This window comes from Vibrio sp. Vb2960, from assembly GCF_033337665.1.
GTDB lineage: Bacteria > Pseudomonadota > Gammaproteobacteria > Enterobacterales > Vibrionaceae > Vibrio > Vibrio alginolyticus.
This window is the reverse complement of sequence record NZ_JAWORD010000019.1, coordinates 95,039-112,863: the sequence shown is the minus strand read 5'-3', so window position 1 is coordinate 112,863 and position 17,825 is coordinate 95,039. Positions and strand designations below refer to the sequence as shown.

Genomic DNA, 17,825 nt, shown 5'->3' with positions numbered 1-17,825 from the left:
CCCGCCGTCGCCTCGTAAGTAAAGCTACCATCAGCGTTTTCGGTTTCAGTCAGCGTGACTGCCACGCCTTGTGATGTGAGTCCAGCTACTGGTGTTGCAGAAGCATCGAGCTGATAGCTCACCACTCGGTCCGAGCCTTGTGTGGTGGTGAAGTTGCCATCGATTGAAATCGGGTCAGTTTGGTCTGAGCCAATCGTACCTAAATCATCCTCATCAACGGTAATCGCATCAACATCGGTAATAGTTGGCTTATCGTCCACGATGGTGACAGGCAATACGATTTGGCTTGTGTCACCATCGAAGTCTGTAGCAATAACGCTAAAATCAAGGGTTAAGCTGTCGCTATTTGCCGCATGGTCAATTGGACCTTGCAGCTCAAAACTGTACGAGCCGTCGGTATTCAAAATTAATGTGAAAACTGCACTGCCATTTGCCGTTGCGCTGTAGGTGTAACTGCCATCTGCATTTTGCGTTTCGGCAATGGAAACGGTTTGACCTTGAGATTGCAGGCCATTTAATGGATAAGCGTTGACATCCAACTGATACTGTACGACGCCATCAGAACCCTGAGTCGTCGTGAACTGACCTTCAACCGACGTCGGCTGTGATTGGTCAGAGCCTACCGAACTTAAGTCATCTTCATCGACGGTAAGAGCGACAACGTCATTAATGGTTGGCACATCATCGGCAATGGTTACCGGTAGAACAAGTGAACTGGTGTCACCGTCAAAGTCCGTTGCGACAATAGTGAAGTCTAGAGTTAAGCTATCGCTACCCGCAGCATGATCGATTGGACCTTCAAGGGTAAACGAATAAGTACCGTCAGGGTTAACTTGTAAGGTGAAGATAGCGTCCCCTTCTGCCGTTGCAGAATAGGTAAAGCTGCCATCTGAATTGGTTGTTTCCGTCAGAGAGATAGATCTCCCCTGCGATTCCAACCCATTGAGTGGATCAGTGCCGCTCTCTAATTGATAACTTACAACACGGTCTGAGCCCTGAGTCGTCGTGAAGCTACCTTGCGCGAACACAGAGTCGCTTTGATCGGAGCCAATGCTTGATAAATCGTCTTCATCGACGGCTAGCGCATCAACGCCATCAATCGAAGGAACGTCATCTTGAACTTGAATGACAATTTGCGCAGCTTCTGGTGTGTTCGAACCTTCGGTAATAGAGGAGCGGTCACCATCCGCATCTACCGCGTAAACTGGCAGTGAGAAAGTGAGCGAGTCATCGTTAGCACCCGTATGGTCAAGTTGTTCATACAAGTTGAATTGGTATTCGCCCAATGCAGGTGCATCAATCGCCACATCAAATACGGTAATACGCACACCATCCAGCTCGATGAAGCCTTCGTAAGTACGTACGCCGTTACTCTCGGACGCTAGTTCTAGTTGAACAACCTGCCCTTGAGATTGGAGTTCTCCACCATCATTGAACTCTGTAGGTTCCAACTCATAGTGATCAATGATGTCACTTCCGACCGCTGTCGTGATCGACCCAGTACCACTTGTTACTGCCGCGCCTTCCTGTGAACCTTGGTCAACCCCCGCCTCGTCTAAAGACAAGCCCGTCACGTTTTCAATCACTGGATTATCGCCATCAAGGATGGTCATCGTAAAGGTGTTGCTTGCCGTATCTTGGTCATAGTCGACGATTGTGGTTGGTAAAGAGAGCTCAATCGTATCTTCACCGTTTGTTTGTTCTAACGGCTTAAATTGCTCAAATTGGTAGGTACCATCAGTATTCAGACTGATGGTTAAGACGGTTTCATTCGAGCCAGCAATGGACAAGGTGATAGTACTGCCGTCTTCAGAGAGTACCGCTTCTGTCGCCTGATTATCACTCAGTAGGCCATCGAACTGACTAAGTCCTTCTTGATTAAACGTGACTGTTGCCAATTGATCACTACCAATATCAACAAAGGTGCCAGTGATTGGTGTAGAAGAAGATTCAACGTTTTCAAAAGTAACGTTTTGCGGCGCAGGATCATCGCCATCAATAACGGTTGTCGTAAAATCGATAGGCGCTTGAATGCTATTACCACCAATATCTGCGCCTGTAATGTCAAAAGCGATATTGACTTGATCACCGACGATAGATACTTGGCCATCAGCGATGGACGCCACATGGTCAATACCCTGGCTAATCGTGGTAACGACCTCTAACTCTAAATCACGGCCTAAAGATGTCGCTTCGATCTCGATACGAAGCACTTCGTTACCACCTTGAGTGCCGATAATGGCATTTTGCGCTTCGTCGTAAACGAACGCCACTGGCTGACCACCAGAGGTAATGTCACTATTTAACTCGGTTAACAAAGACTCTAATGAGGACGTTTCAGGTACAAATGAAGCAGTATCAAGTGCGAGATCCCCTGCTTCAACCAGCACACTAGAAGAAATGGTTTGCGGGTAGCTAGATAGAGAAATTGAGCCTTCTGTTACGCTAGATTGCAGTGACTGCCCACCATCAGCAAAAATCGTGACATTCAAACCGTCATCTTCGTCGCGATCATCTTCTCCGCTGCGAGTCGCAGACGTTTCAAAAAAAGTAGAAGCGAGTACTTCCGGGTTATTATATTCAACCGTCACGTAGCCAGCATTAGCCGAGCCTTCAGCACCTGCGCCAGCAGCTGTTGCTTCTAAGATAGCGGTAGGGTCAGCTCCGTCTAAAATAGCTTGCTGGATAGCGGCAATATCGTTGGCGTCGAAGTCAGCACTTCCAATAGCCGTTGGGTCAAAAGTCACCAAGCCATTAACTGGAGATTGTACCAATACTGGTTCTAACGGTTCAGAAGAAGGCACAGGAAGACAAGCAACACAATTTGCGTCGACCAGATAAAGCTCATTATTTATCTGTACGTCGAGAGAGGCATTATTTTCTGTGATAATAATCTCGCCAGGTCTTAACTCATCCCCTGATTTTATGACCTTAACGTTTCCGTCCAGGCCCAAAACCAAAACTTCACCTTTGACAGCATTTACAATCGCGCTCTGCGGTACCGTGTGCGTACTCATCTGACCTCCGCTAATGGCTTACGTTTCCCATTAACCTTTTTAAATAATTTCTTATTAATTTAGTGCGGCATACTGCACACCTTTATGCGATTAAACTAAGTATTGAATCATTAAACAATCGATAAATACCCTACTACCGAGCAACATAAGTAAAACTTACTCGTAGTCACAGAAATGTGACACATGTGCTGACGCGTAGATATCGAATAATTATATGAAATTGATACCTTATTCTAATTAAGTGTAGTTGTTTTAAGAAAAGAAGAGAGATGAAATCATTCAGCTAAACGCCAGACTGCCGGTTGCGATCAATAATGGAAGAAAAGCAATGAGAATGTTGTATACACCGGAGCGTGATGACATCTTAATCAATATCGGTGACGAAAAAAACGTAACGATTAAATATTGAACAACATAAATTGCAGGACAAAATGCAACGATACAAAAGTGGCTTACGATATGAATCCCCGCACACCACGAGTTCGGTTTTGTTCTGATATACAGCAAAAAAAACACGACCAAGCTAATAATAAAATACATAAACACAGCACTTGAAAATAATTATCATTTTCAATCATATGTAAATATTCCCTTACTTTCAATGGTGTTTGAGCTATTAATGTCATCGTTATTATCAATCAACACAATAAGTAAAATTATCAGTAATTCCAGTCCTAAACGTTTGCGTAATCGCTAACCTTCTCTTAACCTTGATTTGAGGCTTTTATCACGGTTTTTCCATTGATATAGTGCGTCCATACAACAAAAAAAGACCATTCGAGGCATGGAGCTTCCTCATTAATCTCAAGATGAGAAGAATTGGTACCGACAAAATTCGGCAGATTTTAAGAGGGTCAAAAAATGGACATGAATATGGTTGAGATTTTAGGTTATGCAGCTTCAATCATGGTCGCTATTTCGCTAACTATGAAAGATATTGTTAAGCTTCGTATCCTTAACTTTATTGGTTGTGCGCTATTTACTGCTTACGGACTAATGATTGATTCTTGGCCTGTAGTATTAACTAACGGTTTTATTGCTTGCGTTAACATCTACTTCCTAGCAAAAATGCAGCAGGAAAAAAAAAGCCTAGAGCCTGAGAAAGCGCAATAGCATTCAAACAATAAAAGCCCGCAAATCATAAGATTGCGGGCTTTTGCTTTTAATATTCCATTTCTATCACAGCATCCCTAAACGAGCGCTAACGAACCCAGCTAAGTGCTAATGTTTCTCGACGAGAAAACATGTCCACATGCGATGAAATGATCGCCTTAACCGTATTCAGTTTCTCTTCTGAATCCGCCTCACAGGTTATAGTTAAGCTAGATGCACAAAGGTTAAACTCCGCTTTTCCCGTCGGAAATGTCACCAAACCGCTATTTTCATTCCAAGTAGCAGGAACTTTTCGTCCAAAATGCCGACAAAGCGTCACTAAGTATTTGTCAGCGTGTTCGCTATCTATTCGGGTGCTTTCTTTAATCATGAACTTACTCGTTACTTTGAAACGTCCTATGAAGAACCTTGTTAGAATTGATAAGCTGCAGAGAGCTTGAAGTTGCGACCCGGCTCGTAGTCATCAAGCGTGAAGCCACGTGCAGTACCCGAACGAGACGCATGAGAGCTGTACAACTCGTCAAATACATTATCAATACCAAAGGTCACCGACAGTCCATCAATATCAGACGGCACCCATTGAGCGTATAGATTATGCACATCATAACTTGCTTTCTTTGGCTGACCATCAAAGACGTTGTCTTCCTCTAGAACAAACATTGAGTTCCACCCGAAGATCGTTTCTAAAGCGTCTGACTGGTAATCCAAAGTTAGAGCAATGCTATCACCCATATCAATGCTACGCCCATTGCCCCCAGCAACAGGACCACCAGTATTCTTGTTTTTGGTGTCCGACTTAGAGTAAGAAAGTTTGCTGTTAAACTTGTCGTAACCATAAGAAGCACTTGCCTCAAAGCCTTTAATCTCAACATCACCTAAGTTGTAAATCAGGTAAGTTTGAGTCGCGTTTTGGTACTGGTCTGCAATGTAATCATCAATTTCCGTTTGGAATACCGTAATATTCGCCCCAAAGAAATGCTTATCAAAGGTTTTATCAAAACGAACACCACCCTGCGTGTTCAATCCCGTTTCTGGCTTCAACCCATCCTCTAAAAATGCAACGTCTTGGTAAGCAATAAAGGTTTCCATTAGCTCTGGACCTTTAAATAGAGAACGTGCACTCGCAAACAACGTCCAATCTTGAGTCACCGCCCACTCTGCTGCTAGAGCCCAAGTCACATCATCATAATTACTGGTTCCTGTCTCAGCTTTGCGTTTGTAATCATCAAAGCGCATACCTGCGGTAATAAAGAAGGCATCAGAGAAGAAGAACTGATCTTCTACAAACAGTGCGGTTGAAATCGCCGATTCGTCCATAAACTTACGACTACCGTAGTAACTCGAAGACGTTTTATCCATGTAGTCGAAGCCATAAGTGACTCGATTATCAAACTCACCTAACATAACATCTGACTGGAATTTGCCATTCAAACCAAAGTTTTGGTTTTTGGCGGTGTTCTTTGATAAACGGTTCGAGGGCCAACGAGGGGCCATCACCGTTTCGTCACGTTTAATTTCTGTCTCGGTATTATAAAGAGTGACGTTTCCTTGGTGTTGTTCGCCTCGCAACTCGTAACTCAAAGTAACGGTATCGCGGTCATAATCCGTAGGGATAAGTAACTTGCTCGAAAGGCTATTATTTGCACTACCCGACATATCAGGACGCGGACTGTAATCTCCACTGTCTCGGTACATGTCATAAGAGAGCTCAAAACGATGGATGTCATTTAGTTCATACCCCAGCTTAGCCAGAATGTTGTAAACATCACCTGCAGCACCGTAGGTTTTATTGCCATCACCATCTTCAAAATCATCACGCGTAACGTAATGGCCATAGACCATCGCATCAATGTTTTCGGACAAAAGTCCGTACAGTGTCAACGAACCTTGTTGGTTGTCGTTGGATGCATAGCCGCCATAAACACGCGCACCAAACTTTTCATCGTAACGAAGTAAGTCACGAGCGTCTTTCGTTTCAAAGTAGACCGAACCGCCTAACCCGTTTTGAGTCACAGAGTTATTACCTACCTGAATGTCCGCAGATTTGAGAATGTCAGGGTTCAACGTCAAGTTACCAATATGATGGAACATGCTCGCATGCTGAGAAGCACCGTCAAGACGAATGTCCAAATCGGTTTCGCTCAAACCACGAATCGTAATACGTTGATTCACAGAGTGTGTTCCACCAACATCTACACCGGGAATATCGCGCAGTAAATCAGACATATGATCCGCTTGCTTCAGTGACATGTCGTCCGCAAACATCGACTCAGTGTTGCTGGAAACTTTCGTTCCCCATACAACGACCTCTTCAAAATGTGACTCAGTATCTTGAGCTAAAACAGGGGTTGATAGCGCCATTCCCACTGCAAGGCAAAGGCTTGAAAGCTTGATAGGTGAACAAGCAGGGCTTTCCATAACTTCATTCCTAAATATTAATGATAATAATTCTCAGGTATAATAAGCATGAGTTTTATAAATACAAAGGCGATTTGGTTATGCGAAATCGCACAAGTGTTATGAGGAAGTGTCAAATGCAGGAAGTTACAACAAAACGAACTAAAATTGCCAAGATAGCTTTAACCCAAAGACTAAAGGCGACAGAGAAACAATGGATTGTCACGCAAGGCCAACCTTGTCAAACTCAACTGGCCGAAGGTAAGTTCCTATCATATCAGTACAATGATCAAATTTTTGTTCATGGCGGGCGTTGTCTAGAACTTATTGATTCGAATATTGTTTCTACTGCACACGCCTCACTGCTGGTCACTATTCTTTTAGAAGGTAGACTCTCGTTTGGCTACGACGATTTGCAATTTGATTTAGACGCGAGCGACGGCCCTAAGGGTGTAGTGGTGAACTTACTCAAACCTGCAAATTTTCGTCGTTCACTGCTCAAAGATAACCTCATTAATAAGATCAACATATTGGTTAAGCCCCAATGGCTAGAGGCCCGCCTTGAGCAAAATTGTAGCCATCGAGCCTTTTTTAACTCTCATCAGGCGTTTCAACAGTTGGAGCTTAACCAGACGCTATGCGAACTGGCTGAAACGTTAACAAATAGAGAAACACCGCAAGAGTTCCAAGAGAAGCTAGAAGTCGAAAGCTTGATCTATCAAATATTACATCAAGCCACCAAGCAAATTCCTAAGAATTTCAGTGCTAAAAACAGCAGTATTGAACGACACATTGATGGTCGGATTGAGGATATTGTCAGCTATATTGAAACTCACCTTGATCAAGAACTACGCTTGGAAAAGTTGGCGAGCCAATTCTCAATGAGTGTTTCAAACCTGCAGCGCCGATTTAAACAATCACTTAATATGACCATAAACGGCTACATTCGTTTTCGACGTCTTGAGATTGCTAGGCAACATTTGGAACGTGGCCTAGTGACGATAACAGAAGCCGCCTATGAAGCCGGATACCACCACCCTTCTAACTTCACTTATGCCTTCAAAAAGGCATTTGGTGTGCCACCACATGAAGTGATTAAAGAGTAAGGGGACTCTAGGTAACTGACTGTTATTTAGGAGTGTCTTATCCACAACATCGGTATATACTCGCCTTAAACGTTATGGAGGTTAAACATGAATATTGGTGCTGTCGCGAAGCTCACAGGGCTTTCATCTAAGTCGATTCGATTATATGAAGACAAAGGGATCATATCTCCACCAGCGCGTAGCGACTCTGGCTATCGCGAATATTCAGATAATCATATTCAAGAGCTTAACTTGGTATCACGCGCAAAAAGCGCAGGCTTTTCATTGCAAGAATGCAAAGAGTTCGTACAACTTGCTCATAACCCCAACCGCAAAAGTAGCGAAGTAAAAGCAAGAACCATGGACAAACTGAGAGAGGTTGAAGAAAAAATTGCACACCTCATGGAGATCAAAACGCAACTTGAAGGTTGGGTTTCTTCTTGTCCTGGAGATGCAGAGAGCCGATGCCCAATCATAGACGAGCTCACCAAGTAAGCCCGCCTATCTATTGATCTCGTTAAAAACGAACTAGCTCGCTTAATGATAAGTACACATGCGCTTACCGTTTAACTCTATGATGTTAAATGGCGTTTCGTAGATGTCCTCTAGCGTAGACGCTTGAATAACATCTTCAACCGCACCACTCGCCACAACTTTACCTTTCTTAAGCGCCAATATGACATCTGAGTAACACGCCGCGAAATTAATATCATGAATCACGACCACCATGGCTTTATTCATGTCATGGGCTAACTGCTGCACAACTTTCATGATCTGAAGAGAGTGTTTGATATCTAAGTTATTAAGAGGTTCATCAAGAAAGACATAATCTGTATCTTGTGCAATCACCATAGCAATAAATGCAAGCTGTCGCTGACCACCACTTAATTCATCCAAGTATTTGTCTTGAATATCTTGCAAATCTAAGTAGTCGATCGCTTGTTCTATGACCTCATGATCTTCTTTAGTCAGATTTCCTTTAGAGTATGGGAAACGACCAAAAGAGACTAACTCTTTTACGGTAAACCGCATTGTAATCGAGTTAGCTTGGCGAAGTACTGCCAGTTTTTTCGCTAGCTCTTTTGTGTCCCATTCCGCGATTTCCTTGCAATCAATGATAACACTACCGCCATCTCGCTCCGTTAAGCGCGAGGCCATAGATAACAGCGTGCTCTTTCCCGCGCCATTTGGACCGATAATCGATGTTACCTTGCCCTTTTTAAACTGAGTATTGGCCTCGTCTACGACTTTGTTTGAACCGAAAGCCTTCGTTAATTTGTCTATTACTATCATATTTATACAACTTTGTTTTTCAGCAGCAGGTATAAGAAATACGCACCGCCGATAAAGTTAATTACGACACTCAACGTCGTCTCAAAACTGAACACGTTTTCGATTATCCATTGCCCCGCAAGTAATGAACTGATGGATAGAAACGAACATCCGACCAATAGCGTTTTATGTTGGTAACTTCGGAACATTTCCCGGCTTAAGTTGGTCACTAGTAAACCAAAGAACATGATTGGCCCTACCAAAGCCGTAGAAATAGCAATCAAAACCGCCGAGATAATAAACACATTTCTCGTCACTTTAGGTACATCAACACCCAAGCTTTTCGCATTGTCTTGGTCGAGCCAAAACACATCTAAAGTGCGATGCATCCTAAACAACAACCAACATGCAAACATTAAAGCCGGAGCACTAAAGTAAACCAAGTTCACTTTGACATTATTGAAACTGGCGTACAGTTTCGACTGAACAATTGCATATGTGTTTGGGTCCATCAGCAAAGAAAAGAATGACGCCGCATTGGAAAATAGCTGACCAAAGATCAAGCCGACCAATAGCAACGTAATCAAGTTCTTGCTGCCTTTTGAAAAGTAAAACCCAAACAGCAGTAGCGAAAACGACACCATTACAATTACTGCAATCGCGAAATTGACGTACAAGTTAAGAACTAAGGTACTCAACCCACCAAAAATCAACACGATCAAAATTTGGGTTAACACATACAGCGCATCAAAACCCATGATACTTGGCGTTAAAATTCGGTTGTGCGTAATGGTTTGAAATACCAGTGAAGACTGAGCAATGGCCACACCCGCTAGCACTATCGCCAATACTTTAGGAACTCTACGAGACAAAAAATATTGGTAGTTGTCAGCCGTTAGCCCAATACCAATAAACAGACACGCGAAAAGAATCGCAATGCCACCTAGCAGCAGGATTTTCGTTGAATCACGCATGTTGCTTACCTCGCAACAACATAGCGATGAATACCACTCCACCCAATATGCTGATCACGATAGAGATTGGCATTTCATGAGGGAAAATAATTAAACGACTCACCAAGTCGCAACACAACACTAAAATGGCCCCATACATGGCCGTAAGCGGAATGTTCTTTTTGAGGTTATCGCCATAAAAGTGACTCACGAGATTCGGTACAATCAGCCCTAAGAATGGCAACTGGCCAACAATCATCACGACACTTGCTGACATGATGGACACCAATAGCACGCCAATCGTCACAACCTGCTGATAATTCAAACCCAAGTTAATCGCGAAATCTTTTCCGATACCTACGGCGGAGATCCTTGCGGCAAAAAGATAGCTGAGGATAACCATTGGTACCGCGATGTACAGCAGTTCAAAATCACCACGCAAGATGTTGGCGAAGTTTGCGACTGTCCAAGCATTCAGACTTTGAAGTGCATCATATTTGTAAGCGATAAACGTAGTCATGGATTGGATGACATTGCCGAAAATAATCCCGACAAGAGGCACAAAAACCACGCTCTTAAATTGAATGCGCTGAATAAAGAAAACAAACGCTAGCGTCCCAAATACCGAGATGCCGAATACGAGCCAAAGGTGATTATCATTACCAAAGAAAACCACGCTCAGTACGTAGCCCAGCATGGCACATTCGATCGTACCAGTTGTAGAAGGTGCCGCAAATCGGTTCTGGCTGATTTGCTGCATGACAAGACCCGCAATACTCAAGCCAGCACCAGCAAGCAGTATGGCAAATAAACGTGGTATACGGCTGGTAAAGAAAAGCTCTAATGCTTTCTCATCACCCGAAAAGAGTTGTTGGGGCGTCATGTTTGCCACCCCAACAAATAACGAAACCGTGCTTAAAACCACAAGGGTTAGCAATAACTTCTTCAAAGTTAACCTCTGCTATCTTGGATTACAGTTCAACGGTTTGCTTTATCTCACTGACCATTTTTTCTGTTGCTGTCACACCAGACATCGACAAGTACCACGCGTCCACATCTAAATAAGTGATTTTATGATTTTTATATGCTGCGGTCGCTTTGACTAAGTCGTTATCCATGGATTTACGAATATCGTTATCCGGCGTACCTGTCAGAGAATTACGGTCAACCACGAGAATATTTTTCGGGTTAGCTTCACGAATAAACTCATAAGAAATGACATCTCCGTGAGTGCCCGTTTTCACGTGCTCAACCGTTTCCAAGAAGCCAAAGTCGTTATAAATGACGCCAAATCGCGACTGGGCACCAAACGCGCTGATGTTGTCACCCATGCTCAAAATCGTTAATGCATCATTTTTGTTCGATTGGTTGTAGTCACGGATTGCTTTGAATTGAGCATCTAGCGCTTCAATTTTCTGCTCTACTTTTTCTTCGATATTGAAGATCTTACCAATATTGCGCCATTGCGCTTGCGTGCCTTCCCAATAGCCTTGGTTCTCTTTCGCCGCAAAAACAACTGTAGGGGCAATTTCACTCAGCTCTTCATATTTCGCAGACGCTCGCGGACCAACCAAAATCAAATCCGGTTTTTGCATGTAGATGGTTTCAAAATCAGGTTCAAACAAACTACCCGCAGAGGTGTAGTTATCTTTGCTGTATTTTGAAAGGTAACTAGGAAGATTAGAAGAGTTAGATACTGCAACAGGATCGATACCAAAGTTGTCCAGCGCATCTAGCGGGCCAAAGCCAATCACAACCACACGCTCTGGGGATTGTTCTAGCTCTGTTTGACCCATGTAGTGGTCAATCACAACTTTAGCAGCGAAAGAAGGAGAAACAGTAAATAACGACAGCATAGCCGCACCGACGAATTTTTTCATTTTGTTAAGCCTTAATGAGATCTATTATCATACGCGTTCGCAATATAACGCTACTCTTTAATGCATTCAACAAAATTTAAGGTACTTTACATTAGTTACGTTTACTCAAGACTTAGATATATCAAAGACTTATAAAACTCATCAATTTCAATACCTGGGCGTATCATTCATGCGCATCAATAAACGCTTTGAGTGCCAGCTCATCAATAATCTCCAAACCGTTGTCTGTTTTGGTAATCAATCCCTTTTCAATCAAGTCCTTAACTGCACGTCGATAGACTCGGCCTGAGGTACCAAACCGCTCAGCCTCTTGGTTCACTTTATCAAAACCACCAAGCAGCTTATCCGTCTGATTACGGACGAGAAGATCATAGGCAATGTTGTAAGTAATGGGATGCAACAAACGATTAGTGTAGATATCCATGGAGTCTTGATAATCCTCAGCCAATGCTGAAGCGAAGAACACCATCATTTGGGGATGATTTTGCAGTGCTTCGGTTAGTTTTTGGATACAGATAACATCAACCTGCATATGTTCATCTGCTATCACATTCCATTGACAAGGAGTCTGAGTGAAGAACTCCATTTCACCATAAATATGATAGTCGCAGTTAGCTTCCCCTAATTGAAAACGTCGTCCATTTGCGGCCAATATGTTCATCGAGACTCGACCTACTGGCACAACATACAAGTACTGAAGTTGCTCACCTTGGCGGAGAATTGCTTCCCCAGCATCAAAGTAACGTGAATTTATTTGGCATTGATAAATCAAATCGCGAAAGGTGGCACTCTTTTCTTCAAGGTATGTTTTGAAGCGACCAGTCGGATAAGGGCTGATTTTCATTTTCTGCTCTCTCAGAAAAAGTTACGGACAACTATTTAAGGTGGATTGTACGCCGTAACTCCAAATAAAAAAGCGACAGTGACCTGTCGCTTTACATCTATTCTGTTTATGTGACTTACTGAGATAGAGACTGGCTAACGCTGAGCAACCAAGGCTTCTAATGCCGTAATCGCGGCACTCTTCTCACCTTGCATCATTACTTTGGCTTCATCAACGTACTGACCAACACCTTCTTTCACATCTTGTTGATACAGCACCACGTTGTTTAATATCGAAGCCACATGAAGGCCTCGTAGTCGACCGACCGTAAACAGCGCAGAGGTTTCCATATCGGCACCTAAGATGCCTTTCTTGTTCCAATGTTGGCATATTGCATCTTCGTCATCGGTATAGAAACTGTCGTGAGAACGCACCACACCAAAATGATAATGCACTTTTTGCATCGACAAGTAACGCTCAACTTCCTTTAACAGTGAAAAGCTTGCGTAGGCTGGATAAGACGAATCGACATACGCTTTAGAGCCGCCCTCATCTCTTACCGCGCCTTCGGCAATGATCAACTCGCCAAGGTGAATGCCTGATTGCATTGCCCCCGCCGATCCAACGCGTACCACATGAGTCACACCGCACTGTTTTAGCTCTTCCACTGCGATGATCATCGATGGCGCACCTATACCTGTACTACACACTGAAACAGGCTTGCCTTTGTAGTTGCCGGTAAACACACGGTACTCGCGGTTTTCCGACACCATTTCTGCATCATCAAATAATGCCGCGATACGATTCGCTCGATCTGGCTCGCCGCATACAATAACGAAGGGAGCGATTTGTGTTTCATCCACTCCGATATGAGGTTGTTTGGCCATTCTTCGTTCCTTAAGCAGCAGCGTGCGCTAAGGTTTTATCGCCATTGCGCTTAGCGCTACGAGCCCATTCACGCGTGCCATTGGCAGCGATGAACATAAGAATCGCGTACTGAACAGACATTGCGTAAACACCTTGCGTCGCGTAGATACCCACACTGATAATGTTAATCACGACCCATAGAATCCAGTTTTCGACGTATTTACGTGTCATCAGAATTTGTGCAACAACAGAAAGTACTGTCATGGTTGCATCCCAGAACGGAAACGCGTCAGGTTCAAGCACCGGTTCAGCCAAACCAGCACCAAAGAGATTCAAGCTATCAACAGCAATGTTTGCTAGCGCAAAGAAAAATGGGTCGATATAGATCGTTAATAATGCGATACATGCAACGCTAATAGAGGCAGTAGTAATAAGTTTCTGTTTATTTAACCAGCGAACTTCCAGCGTTTCACCTTGTGCGTTTGGACGGGTCCACGCATACCAGCCGTAAATGTTCGCACAGAAGAAAAACAATTGAAGAAGCAATAATCCGTATAACTGAATTTGAAAAAAGATAACGGCAAAAAGCGTGACATTCAGCAAACCGAATAAGTAGTTGATGGTTTTTTCTTGGCTGGCAAACCAAATGCAAAGCAGTCCAAAAACGGTACCGAAAGCTTCGATCCAACTCATTGCGTAGCCGTCGCCGATCGGAATGTTAACGAGAGTATTATTAATATCGAGTAAGGCAAAGAGGTCCATAACATGTCCTTTATTATTTTGTTTGGAATACGCTTATATTAGAGCGTGATCCCCAACAAAAAGGAGGACATTTGTCCTCCTCTTGATGCACTCGATCATAATTCAGTTCAATGTTTACTTGAAAGCAATAAATGATGCTATTGAACGATGTTGGAAATAGACGTGCCTATGAATCCAAGCCTAGATAACGTTTTTTGAATGCAGAAGCTGATGCAAATAAAGCTGACGCCAAAAGTGTAATAATAAAGCCAATTGCGTACTCAAATGCTTCATTAACCAGTAGCTGATAGCAGCTCACAAAAAAAATCAATACAACTGTAATAACATTAACTCGGTGAAACCAAGGGTGTTTTACAGATAACTTAGCGTAACCTTTTGATAACATTTAACTAATCCGCCAGACAACAATTAATAGTTTTATTTATAATCAACGACGATAGTAAGGCTTTATCGTATAAAGAGAAACGACTTTTTTAATTTTTTAGCTCAACATCACACGTCATTCAGTGACGTTTGACTTTAACCTCTTGACGCTTTTTCGTTCCACTAGAGTCGGTTCTAATTGTACGACCTGTGCCTCTGTTGACTTTTCATCCAACTTTCGGACAAGAGTCTCAACGGCAGCCTGCCCCAAACGGTACTTAGGCTGATGAATGGTAGTTAGCGATGGCGACATAAATTTCGCGATATGGATGTCATCGTAACCAATAATGGACAGGTCGTCCGGCACTTTAATATCGAGCTCATTTGCGGCGTTAATCACCCCCATCGCCATCATATCGTTAGAGACGAAAATCGAGCTAGGTAATGCGCCACGCTGAGCCATTTTTTTGAACGCTTGATACCCACCCTCACACTCGAAGTCCGATTCAATGATCCAATTGGCATTAAATTCCAAGCCAGCTTCGTTCATTGCTCGCTTATAACCTTCGTATCGCATTTGCGCTTGGTGTTTAATCAAAGGGCCAGTGATGCACCCAATTTCGGTATGGCCGCAATCAATTAAGTATTTCGCCGCTAAGTAACCGCCACGAAGTGAGTTGTCTTGGATTTTATCGCTTGTAAATAGCATCGGCCCCCAGTCCATTACCACAACTGGGATATCTGGGTAACGCTCAAATACATCGATACGCTCTCCTTCTAGCGACGAGCACATCAAGATCAAACCATCGACACGCTTTTGCAATAGCGTATTAATGGATTGACGCATACGTTCGTTATCACCCTCGGTGTTACATAAAATGAGGCTGTAGCCTTTTTGGTAGCAGCTGCGCTCTACGCCTTTTACGACTTCGCCAAAGAATGGGTTGGTTGAGGTTGTCACGAGCATACCAATGGTTTTGGTACGATTGACTTTGAGGCTACGCGCCAACGCAGAGGGCGCGTAGTAGTTAAGCTCTTTTGCGGCATTGTTAACGCGTTCAGAGATCTCTTCGCTCACAAAACGCGTCTTGTTAATAACATGGCTCACTGTTGAAGTGGAAACCCCTGCCAGTTTTGCGATGTCTTTCATCGTCGCCATGTTACTACTCCTATTTTAATGAGGCGTTGTGCGCCTTATTGTTCAGCGAGAAACGCGTCCACCTCTTCGCGGGTTGGAATCGACGTTTGCGCGCCAAAGCGGGTCACAGAAATTGCAGCCGCCGCATGTGCAAACTTAATCGCTGATTCTAAAGGTAAATCTTCTAGGAGACCAGTGACGAATGCCCCATTAAATGTATCGCCCGCAGCGGTAGTATCCGTCGCTTCAACGCGGAAACCCGAGATGATTTCGCCTCGACCGTTTTGGCTTAACCAAACGCCTTTTGCACCGAGTGTGATCATGACGATTTCTATACCTTTACCATGTAGCACATTCGCCGCTTCTTGCGCGCTTTCGTTGTCTGTTACAGTAATACCTGTCAGAACTTCAGCTTCCGTTTCATTTGGTGTAATCACGTCAATGCAAGACAGTAATTCATCTGACAGTTCGCGAGCTGGCGCTGGGTTCAGAATGACATTGGTTTTGGCATCTTTCGCTACACGCGCAGCTTTCTCAATGCCGCACATCGGCGTTTCCAATTGCATTAGCAAGTAATCTGCTTGGCGAATACGCTCTAAATCTGGCTCAATCGCTTCTGCTGTCAGTTTGGCGTTTGCTTCAGCTGAAATGCAAATGCTGTTCTCACCACTGTCCGACACTTGAATCATCGCGATACCTGTCGGGCAATTTGGCTGCATCTTCACACCAGTGATATCGATGCCGTCCATTTTGAAGTTTTCGCGAATGTTAATGCCGAATGAGTCGTCGCCCACACAAGCGATAAAACCTATGTCTGCATTTAATCGCGCCGCCGCGACGGCTTGGTTGGCACCTTTGCCACCTGGGATAACTTGATAGTTGCGACCATGCAGCGTCTCGCCTGGGCGAGGGAAAGAAGGCACTTGAAGAACATGGTCAGCGTTTACACTACCTAACACCACTAACTTATTCATACGGTTATCCTCGGTTCTGAATGAACCCTTTTTAAAAACTGTTTAGGAAAATACATTAGATGACTTTAACTTCTCTTCCTGATAAAGGAGTCTCGACAAAAAGCCAAAGGCATCTATACCCCACACTTTGCAGTATTTTGGGTAAGTTTGCCCTCACCTCCTAAACGACAGATATAAACGGAGGAGAGAGCAAAAATTAGGATGATTTATTGAACTAAAAACTTACTTAGTGACTACTTTTAGTGGTACCGGGATGTACTCTTCTACTTCTTCACCTTTCAAAACTTTGTCAGCCGTTTCAACACCTAAAGCACCGATAAGGTCTGGTTGCTGAGCAATAGTTGCCGCTAGTTTGCCACGGTTAACTGCTGCAATGCCGTCTTCCGTACCATCAAAACCAACGATAACGACATCTTTGCCAGAAGCTTGAACTGCGCGAAGTGCACCTAGCGCCATTTCATCATTCTGTGCAAATACCGCTTGTACATCCGGGTTAGCCGCTAGCAGGTTTTCCATTACGTTTAGACCTTTCGTGCGGTCAAAGTCAGCTGGTTGGCTAGCAAGAAGATCCATATCGCTGCCCTTCACGGCATTCATAAAGCCTTCACCGCGCTCACGCGCTGCCGATGTGCCCGCAATACCTTCAAGTTGAATGACTTTTGCTTTTTCGCCGACTTTTTCCATGATGTAGTGGCCTGCCATTTCACCACCAATTACGTTGTCCGACGCGATGTGACTCACAACTTCACCACGGCTTGCACCACGGTCTAATGTCAACACAGGGATCTTAGAACGGTTCGCCATACGAATTGCATTAGACACTGCATCAGAATCCGTTGGGTTGATAAGAATTGCTTTTACGCCGCGAATACTTAAATCCTCGATGTTCGACAGTTCTTTACTCGGGTCATTTTGCGAGTCCAGTACAATTAAGTCGTACCCCAATTCTTTCGCTTTTGCTTCCGCACCGTCTTTCATCGTTACGAAGAACGGGTTGTTTAGCGTCGAAACCACAATCGCCATGGTATCTTGAGCTTGCGCCGCTACCGATACGGTTGAAGAAAGAAGTGCAGCAGAGATAAGAGTTGCAAGTTTTTTCATCGTTCTAGTCCTTTGTGTAGGGTGAGCCAGTACACGTCCCCTGACTCGGTTTGTATTCACTGTTTTATATATACAGATTG

At 43.8% G+C, this 17,825-nt stretch carries 16 protein-coding genes; 3 read left to right on the top strand and 13 right to left on the bottom strand.

Features of this window, described 5'->3' with window-relative positions:
* On the bottom strand, positions 1 to 3,017 hold a 3,017-nt coding region (locus R7O03_RS16945), incomplete at its 3' end, for a retention module-containing protein (RefSeq protein ID WP_318131896.1).
* Positions 3,018 to 3,878: 861 nt separating this feature from the next.
* Between R7O03_RS16945 and R7O03_RS16940 the strand changes: the two genes are divergently transcribed.
* Positions 3,879 to 4,130, top strand: a complete 252-nt coding sequence (locus R7O03_RS16940) for a YgjV family protein (RefSeq protein WP_005376619.1) — start codon at positions 3,879 to 3,881, stop codon at positions 4,128 to 4,130.
* Between the two features lie 88 nt (positions 4,131 to 4,218).
* Here the strand turns inward: R7O03_RS16940 and R7O03_RS16935 are convergent, their stop codons facing one another.
* Positions 4,219 to 4,500 carry a DUF2218 domain-containing protein gene (locus R7O03_RS16935; protein WP_005376622.1) on the bottom strand — a complete coding sequence of 94 codons (282 nt, stop codon included), beginning with the start codon at positions 4,498 to 4,500 and terminating at the stop codon, positions 4,219 to 4,221.
* A gap of 41 nt (positions 4,501 to 4,541) precedes the next feature.
* On the bottom strand, positions 4,542 to 6,548 hold the full coding sequence (locus R7O03_RS16930; protein WP_005382608.1) for a TonB-dependent siderophore receptor: 2,007 nt from the start codon (positions 6,546 to 6,548) through the stop codon (positions 4,542 to 4,544).
* 116 nt (positions 6,549 to 6,664) lie between these two features.
* Between R7O03_RS16930 and R7O03_RS16925 the strand changes: the two genes are divergently transcribed.
* Together R7O03_RS16925 and cueR are read left to right on the top strand one after the other, a co-directional pair.
* On the top strand, positions 6,665 to 7,633 hold the full coding sequence (locus tag R7O03_RS16925) for a helix-turn-helix domain-containing protein (protein ID WP_064354719.1): 969 nt from the start codon (positions 6,665 to 6,667) through the stop codon (positions 7,631 to 7,633).
* 87 nt (positions 7,634 to 7,720) lie between these two features.
* Positions 7,721 to 8,107 (top strand): Cu(I)-responsive transcriptional regulator, encoded by a 387-nt coding sequence (gene cueR, locus R7O03_RS16920; protein ID WP_005376627.1) that lies wholly within the window; start codon positions 7,721 to 7,723, stop codon positions 8,105 to 8,107.
* Between the two features lie 42 nt (positions 8,108 to 8,149).
* Here cueR and vctC read toward each other — a convergent pair whose 3' ends face one another.
* The 10 genes from vctC to rbsB form a co-directional block, all read right to left on the bottom strand.
* Positions 8,150 to 8,905: an iron chelate ABC transporter ATP-binding protein VctC gene (gene vctC, locus R7O03_RS16915; protein WP_213970144.1), complete on the bottom strand. Its 756-nt coding sequence runs from the start codon at positions 8,903 to 8,905 to the stop codon at positions 8,150 to 8,152.
* A 2-nt stretch (positions 8,906 to 8,907) separates the two neighbouring features.
* Positions 8,908 to 9,858 carry an iron chelate uptake ABC transporter permease subunit VctG gene (gene vctG / locus R7O03_RS16910; protein ID WP_005376631.1) on the bottom strand — a complete coding sequence of 317 codons (951 nt, stop codon included), beginning with the start codon at positions 9,856 to 9,858 and terminating at the stop codon, positions 8,908 to 8,910.
* On the bottom strand, positions 9,851 to 10,786 hold the full coding sequence (gene vctD, locus R7O03_RS16905; protein ID WP_017820306.1) for an iron chelate uptake ABC transporter permease subunit VctD: 936 nt from the start codon (positions 10,784 to 10,786) through the stop codon (positions 9,851 to 9,853). Before vctD ends, vctG begins: the two co-directional genes overlap by 8 nt.
* Positions 10,787 to 10,808: 22 nt before the next feature.
* Positions 10,809 to 11,717, bottom strand: coding sequence for a siderophore ABC transporter substrate-binding protein (locus tag R7O03_RS16900; RefSeq protein WP_005376635.1), 909 nt, complete (start codon positions 11,715 to 11,717; stop codon positions 10,809 to 10,811).
* Between the two features lie 163 nt (positions 11,718 to 11,880).
* Positions 11,881 to 12,561 (bottom strand): Crp/Fnr family transcriptional regulator, encoded by a 681-nt coding sequence (locus R7O03_RS16895; RefSeq protein WP_186585383.1) that lies wholly within the window; start codon positions 12,559 to 12,561, stop codon positions 11,881 to 11,883.
* Positions 12,562 to 12,695: 134 nt separating this feature from the next.
* A complete protein-coding gene (locus R7O03_RS16890; protein ID WP_137282702.1) occupies positions 12,696 to 13,427 on the bottom strand; it encodes a nucleoside phosphorylase in 732 nt (243 codons plus the stop codon).
* A 10-nt stretch (positions 13,428 to 13,437) separates the two neighbouring features.
* On the bottom strand, positions 13,438 to 14,169 hold the full coding sequence (pnuC, locus tag R7O03_RS16885; RefSeq protein ID WP_025767870.1) for a nicotinamide riboside transporter PnuC: 732 nt from the start codon (positions 14,167 to 14,169) through the stop codon (positions 13,438 to 13,440).
* A gap of 499 nt (positions 14,170 to 14,668) precedes the next feature.
* A complete protein-coding gene (locus R7O03_RS16880) occupies positions 14,669 to 15,691 on the bottom strand; it encodes a substrate-binding domain-containing protein (RefSeq protein WP_025767871.1) in 1,023 nt (340 codons plus the stop codon).
* Between the two features lie 35 nt (positions 15,692 to 15,726).
* Positions 15,727 to 16,644 (bottom strand): ribokinase, encoded by a 918-nt coding sequence (gene rbsK, locus R7O03_RS16875; protein WP_047101385.1) that lies wholly within the window; start codon positions 16,642 to 16,644, stop codon positions 15,727 to 15,729.
* 222 nt (positions 16,645 to 16,866) lie between these two features.
* A complete protein-coding gene (gene rbsB / locus R7O03_RS16870; RefSeq protein ID WP_005373143.1) occupies positions 16,867 to 17,745 on the bottom strand; it encodes a ribose ABC transporter substrate-binding protein RbsB in 879 nt (292 codons plus the stop codon).
* Between the last annotated feature and the right edge of the window lie 80 nt (positions 17,746 to 17,825).

Coding starts and splice junctions, on each gene's coding strand:
- R7O03_RS16940 (WP_005376619.1), top strand. CDS start 3,879: ATGGACATGAATATGGTTGAGATTTTAGGTTATGCAGCTTCAATCATG.
- R7O03_RS16935 (WP_005376622.1), bottom strand. CDS start 4,500: ATGATTAAAGAAAGCACCCGAATAGATAGCGAACACGCTGACAAATAC.
- R7O03_RS16930 (WP_005382608.1), bottom strand. CDS start 6,548: ATGGAAAGCCCTGCTTGTTCACCTATCAAGCTTTCAAGCCTTTGCCTT.
- R7O03_RS16925 (WP_064354719.1), top strand. CDS start 6,665: ATGCAGGAAGTTACAACAAAACGAACTAAAATTGCCAAGATAGCTTTA.
- cueR (WP_005376627.1), top strand. CDS start 7,721: ATGAATATTGGTGCTGTCGCGAAGCTCACAGGGCTTTCATCTAAGTCG.
- vctC (WP_213970144.1), bottom strand. CDS start 8,905: ATGATAGTAATAGACAAATTAACGAAGGCTTTCGGTTCAAACAAAGTC.
- vctG (WP_005376631.1), bottom strand. CDS start 9,858: ATGCGTGATTCAACGAAAATCCTGCTGCTAGGTGGCATTGCGATTCTT.
- R7O03_RS16900 (WP_005376635.1), bottom strand. CDS start 11,717: ATGAAAAAATTCGTCGGTGCGGCTATGCTGTCGTTATTTACTGTTTCT.
- R7O03_RS16895 (WP_186585383.1), bottom strand. CDS start 12,561: ATGAAAATCAGCCCTTATCCGACTGGTCGCTTCAAAACATACCTTGAA.
- R7O03_RS16890 (WP_137282702.1), bottom strand. CDS start 13,427: ATGGCCAAACAACCTCATATCGGAGTGGATGAAACACAAATCGCTCCC.
- pnuC (WP_025767870.1), bottom strand. CDS start 14,169: ATGGACCTCTTTGCCTTACTCGATATTAATAATACTCTCGTTAACATT.
- R7O03_RS16880 (WP_025767871.1), bottom strand. CDS start 15,691: ATGGCGACGATGAAAGACATCGCAAAACTGGCAGGGGTTTCCACTTCA.
- rbsK (WP_047101385.1), bottom strand. CDS start 16,644: ATGAATAAGTTAGTGGTGTTAGGTAGTGTAAACGCTGACCATGTTCTT.
- rbsB (WP_005373143.1), bottom strand. CDS start 17,745: ATGAAAAAACTTGCAACTCTTATCTCTGCTGCACTTCTTTCTTCAACC.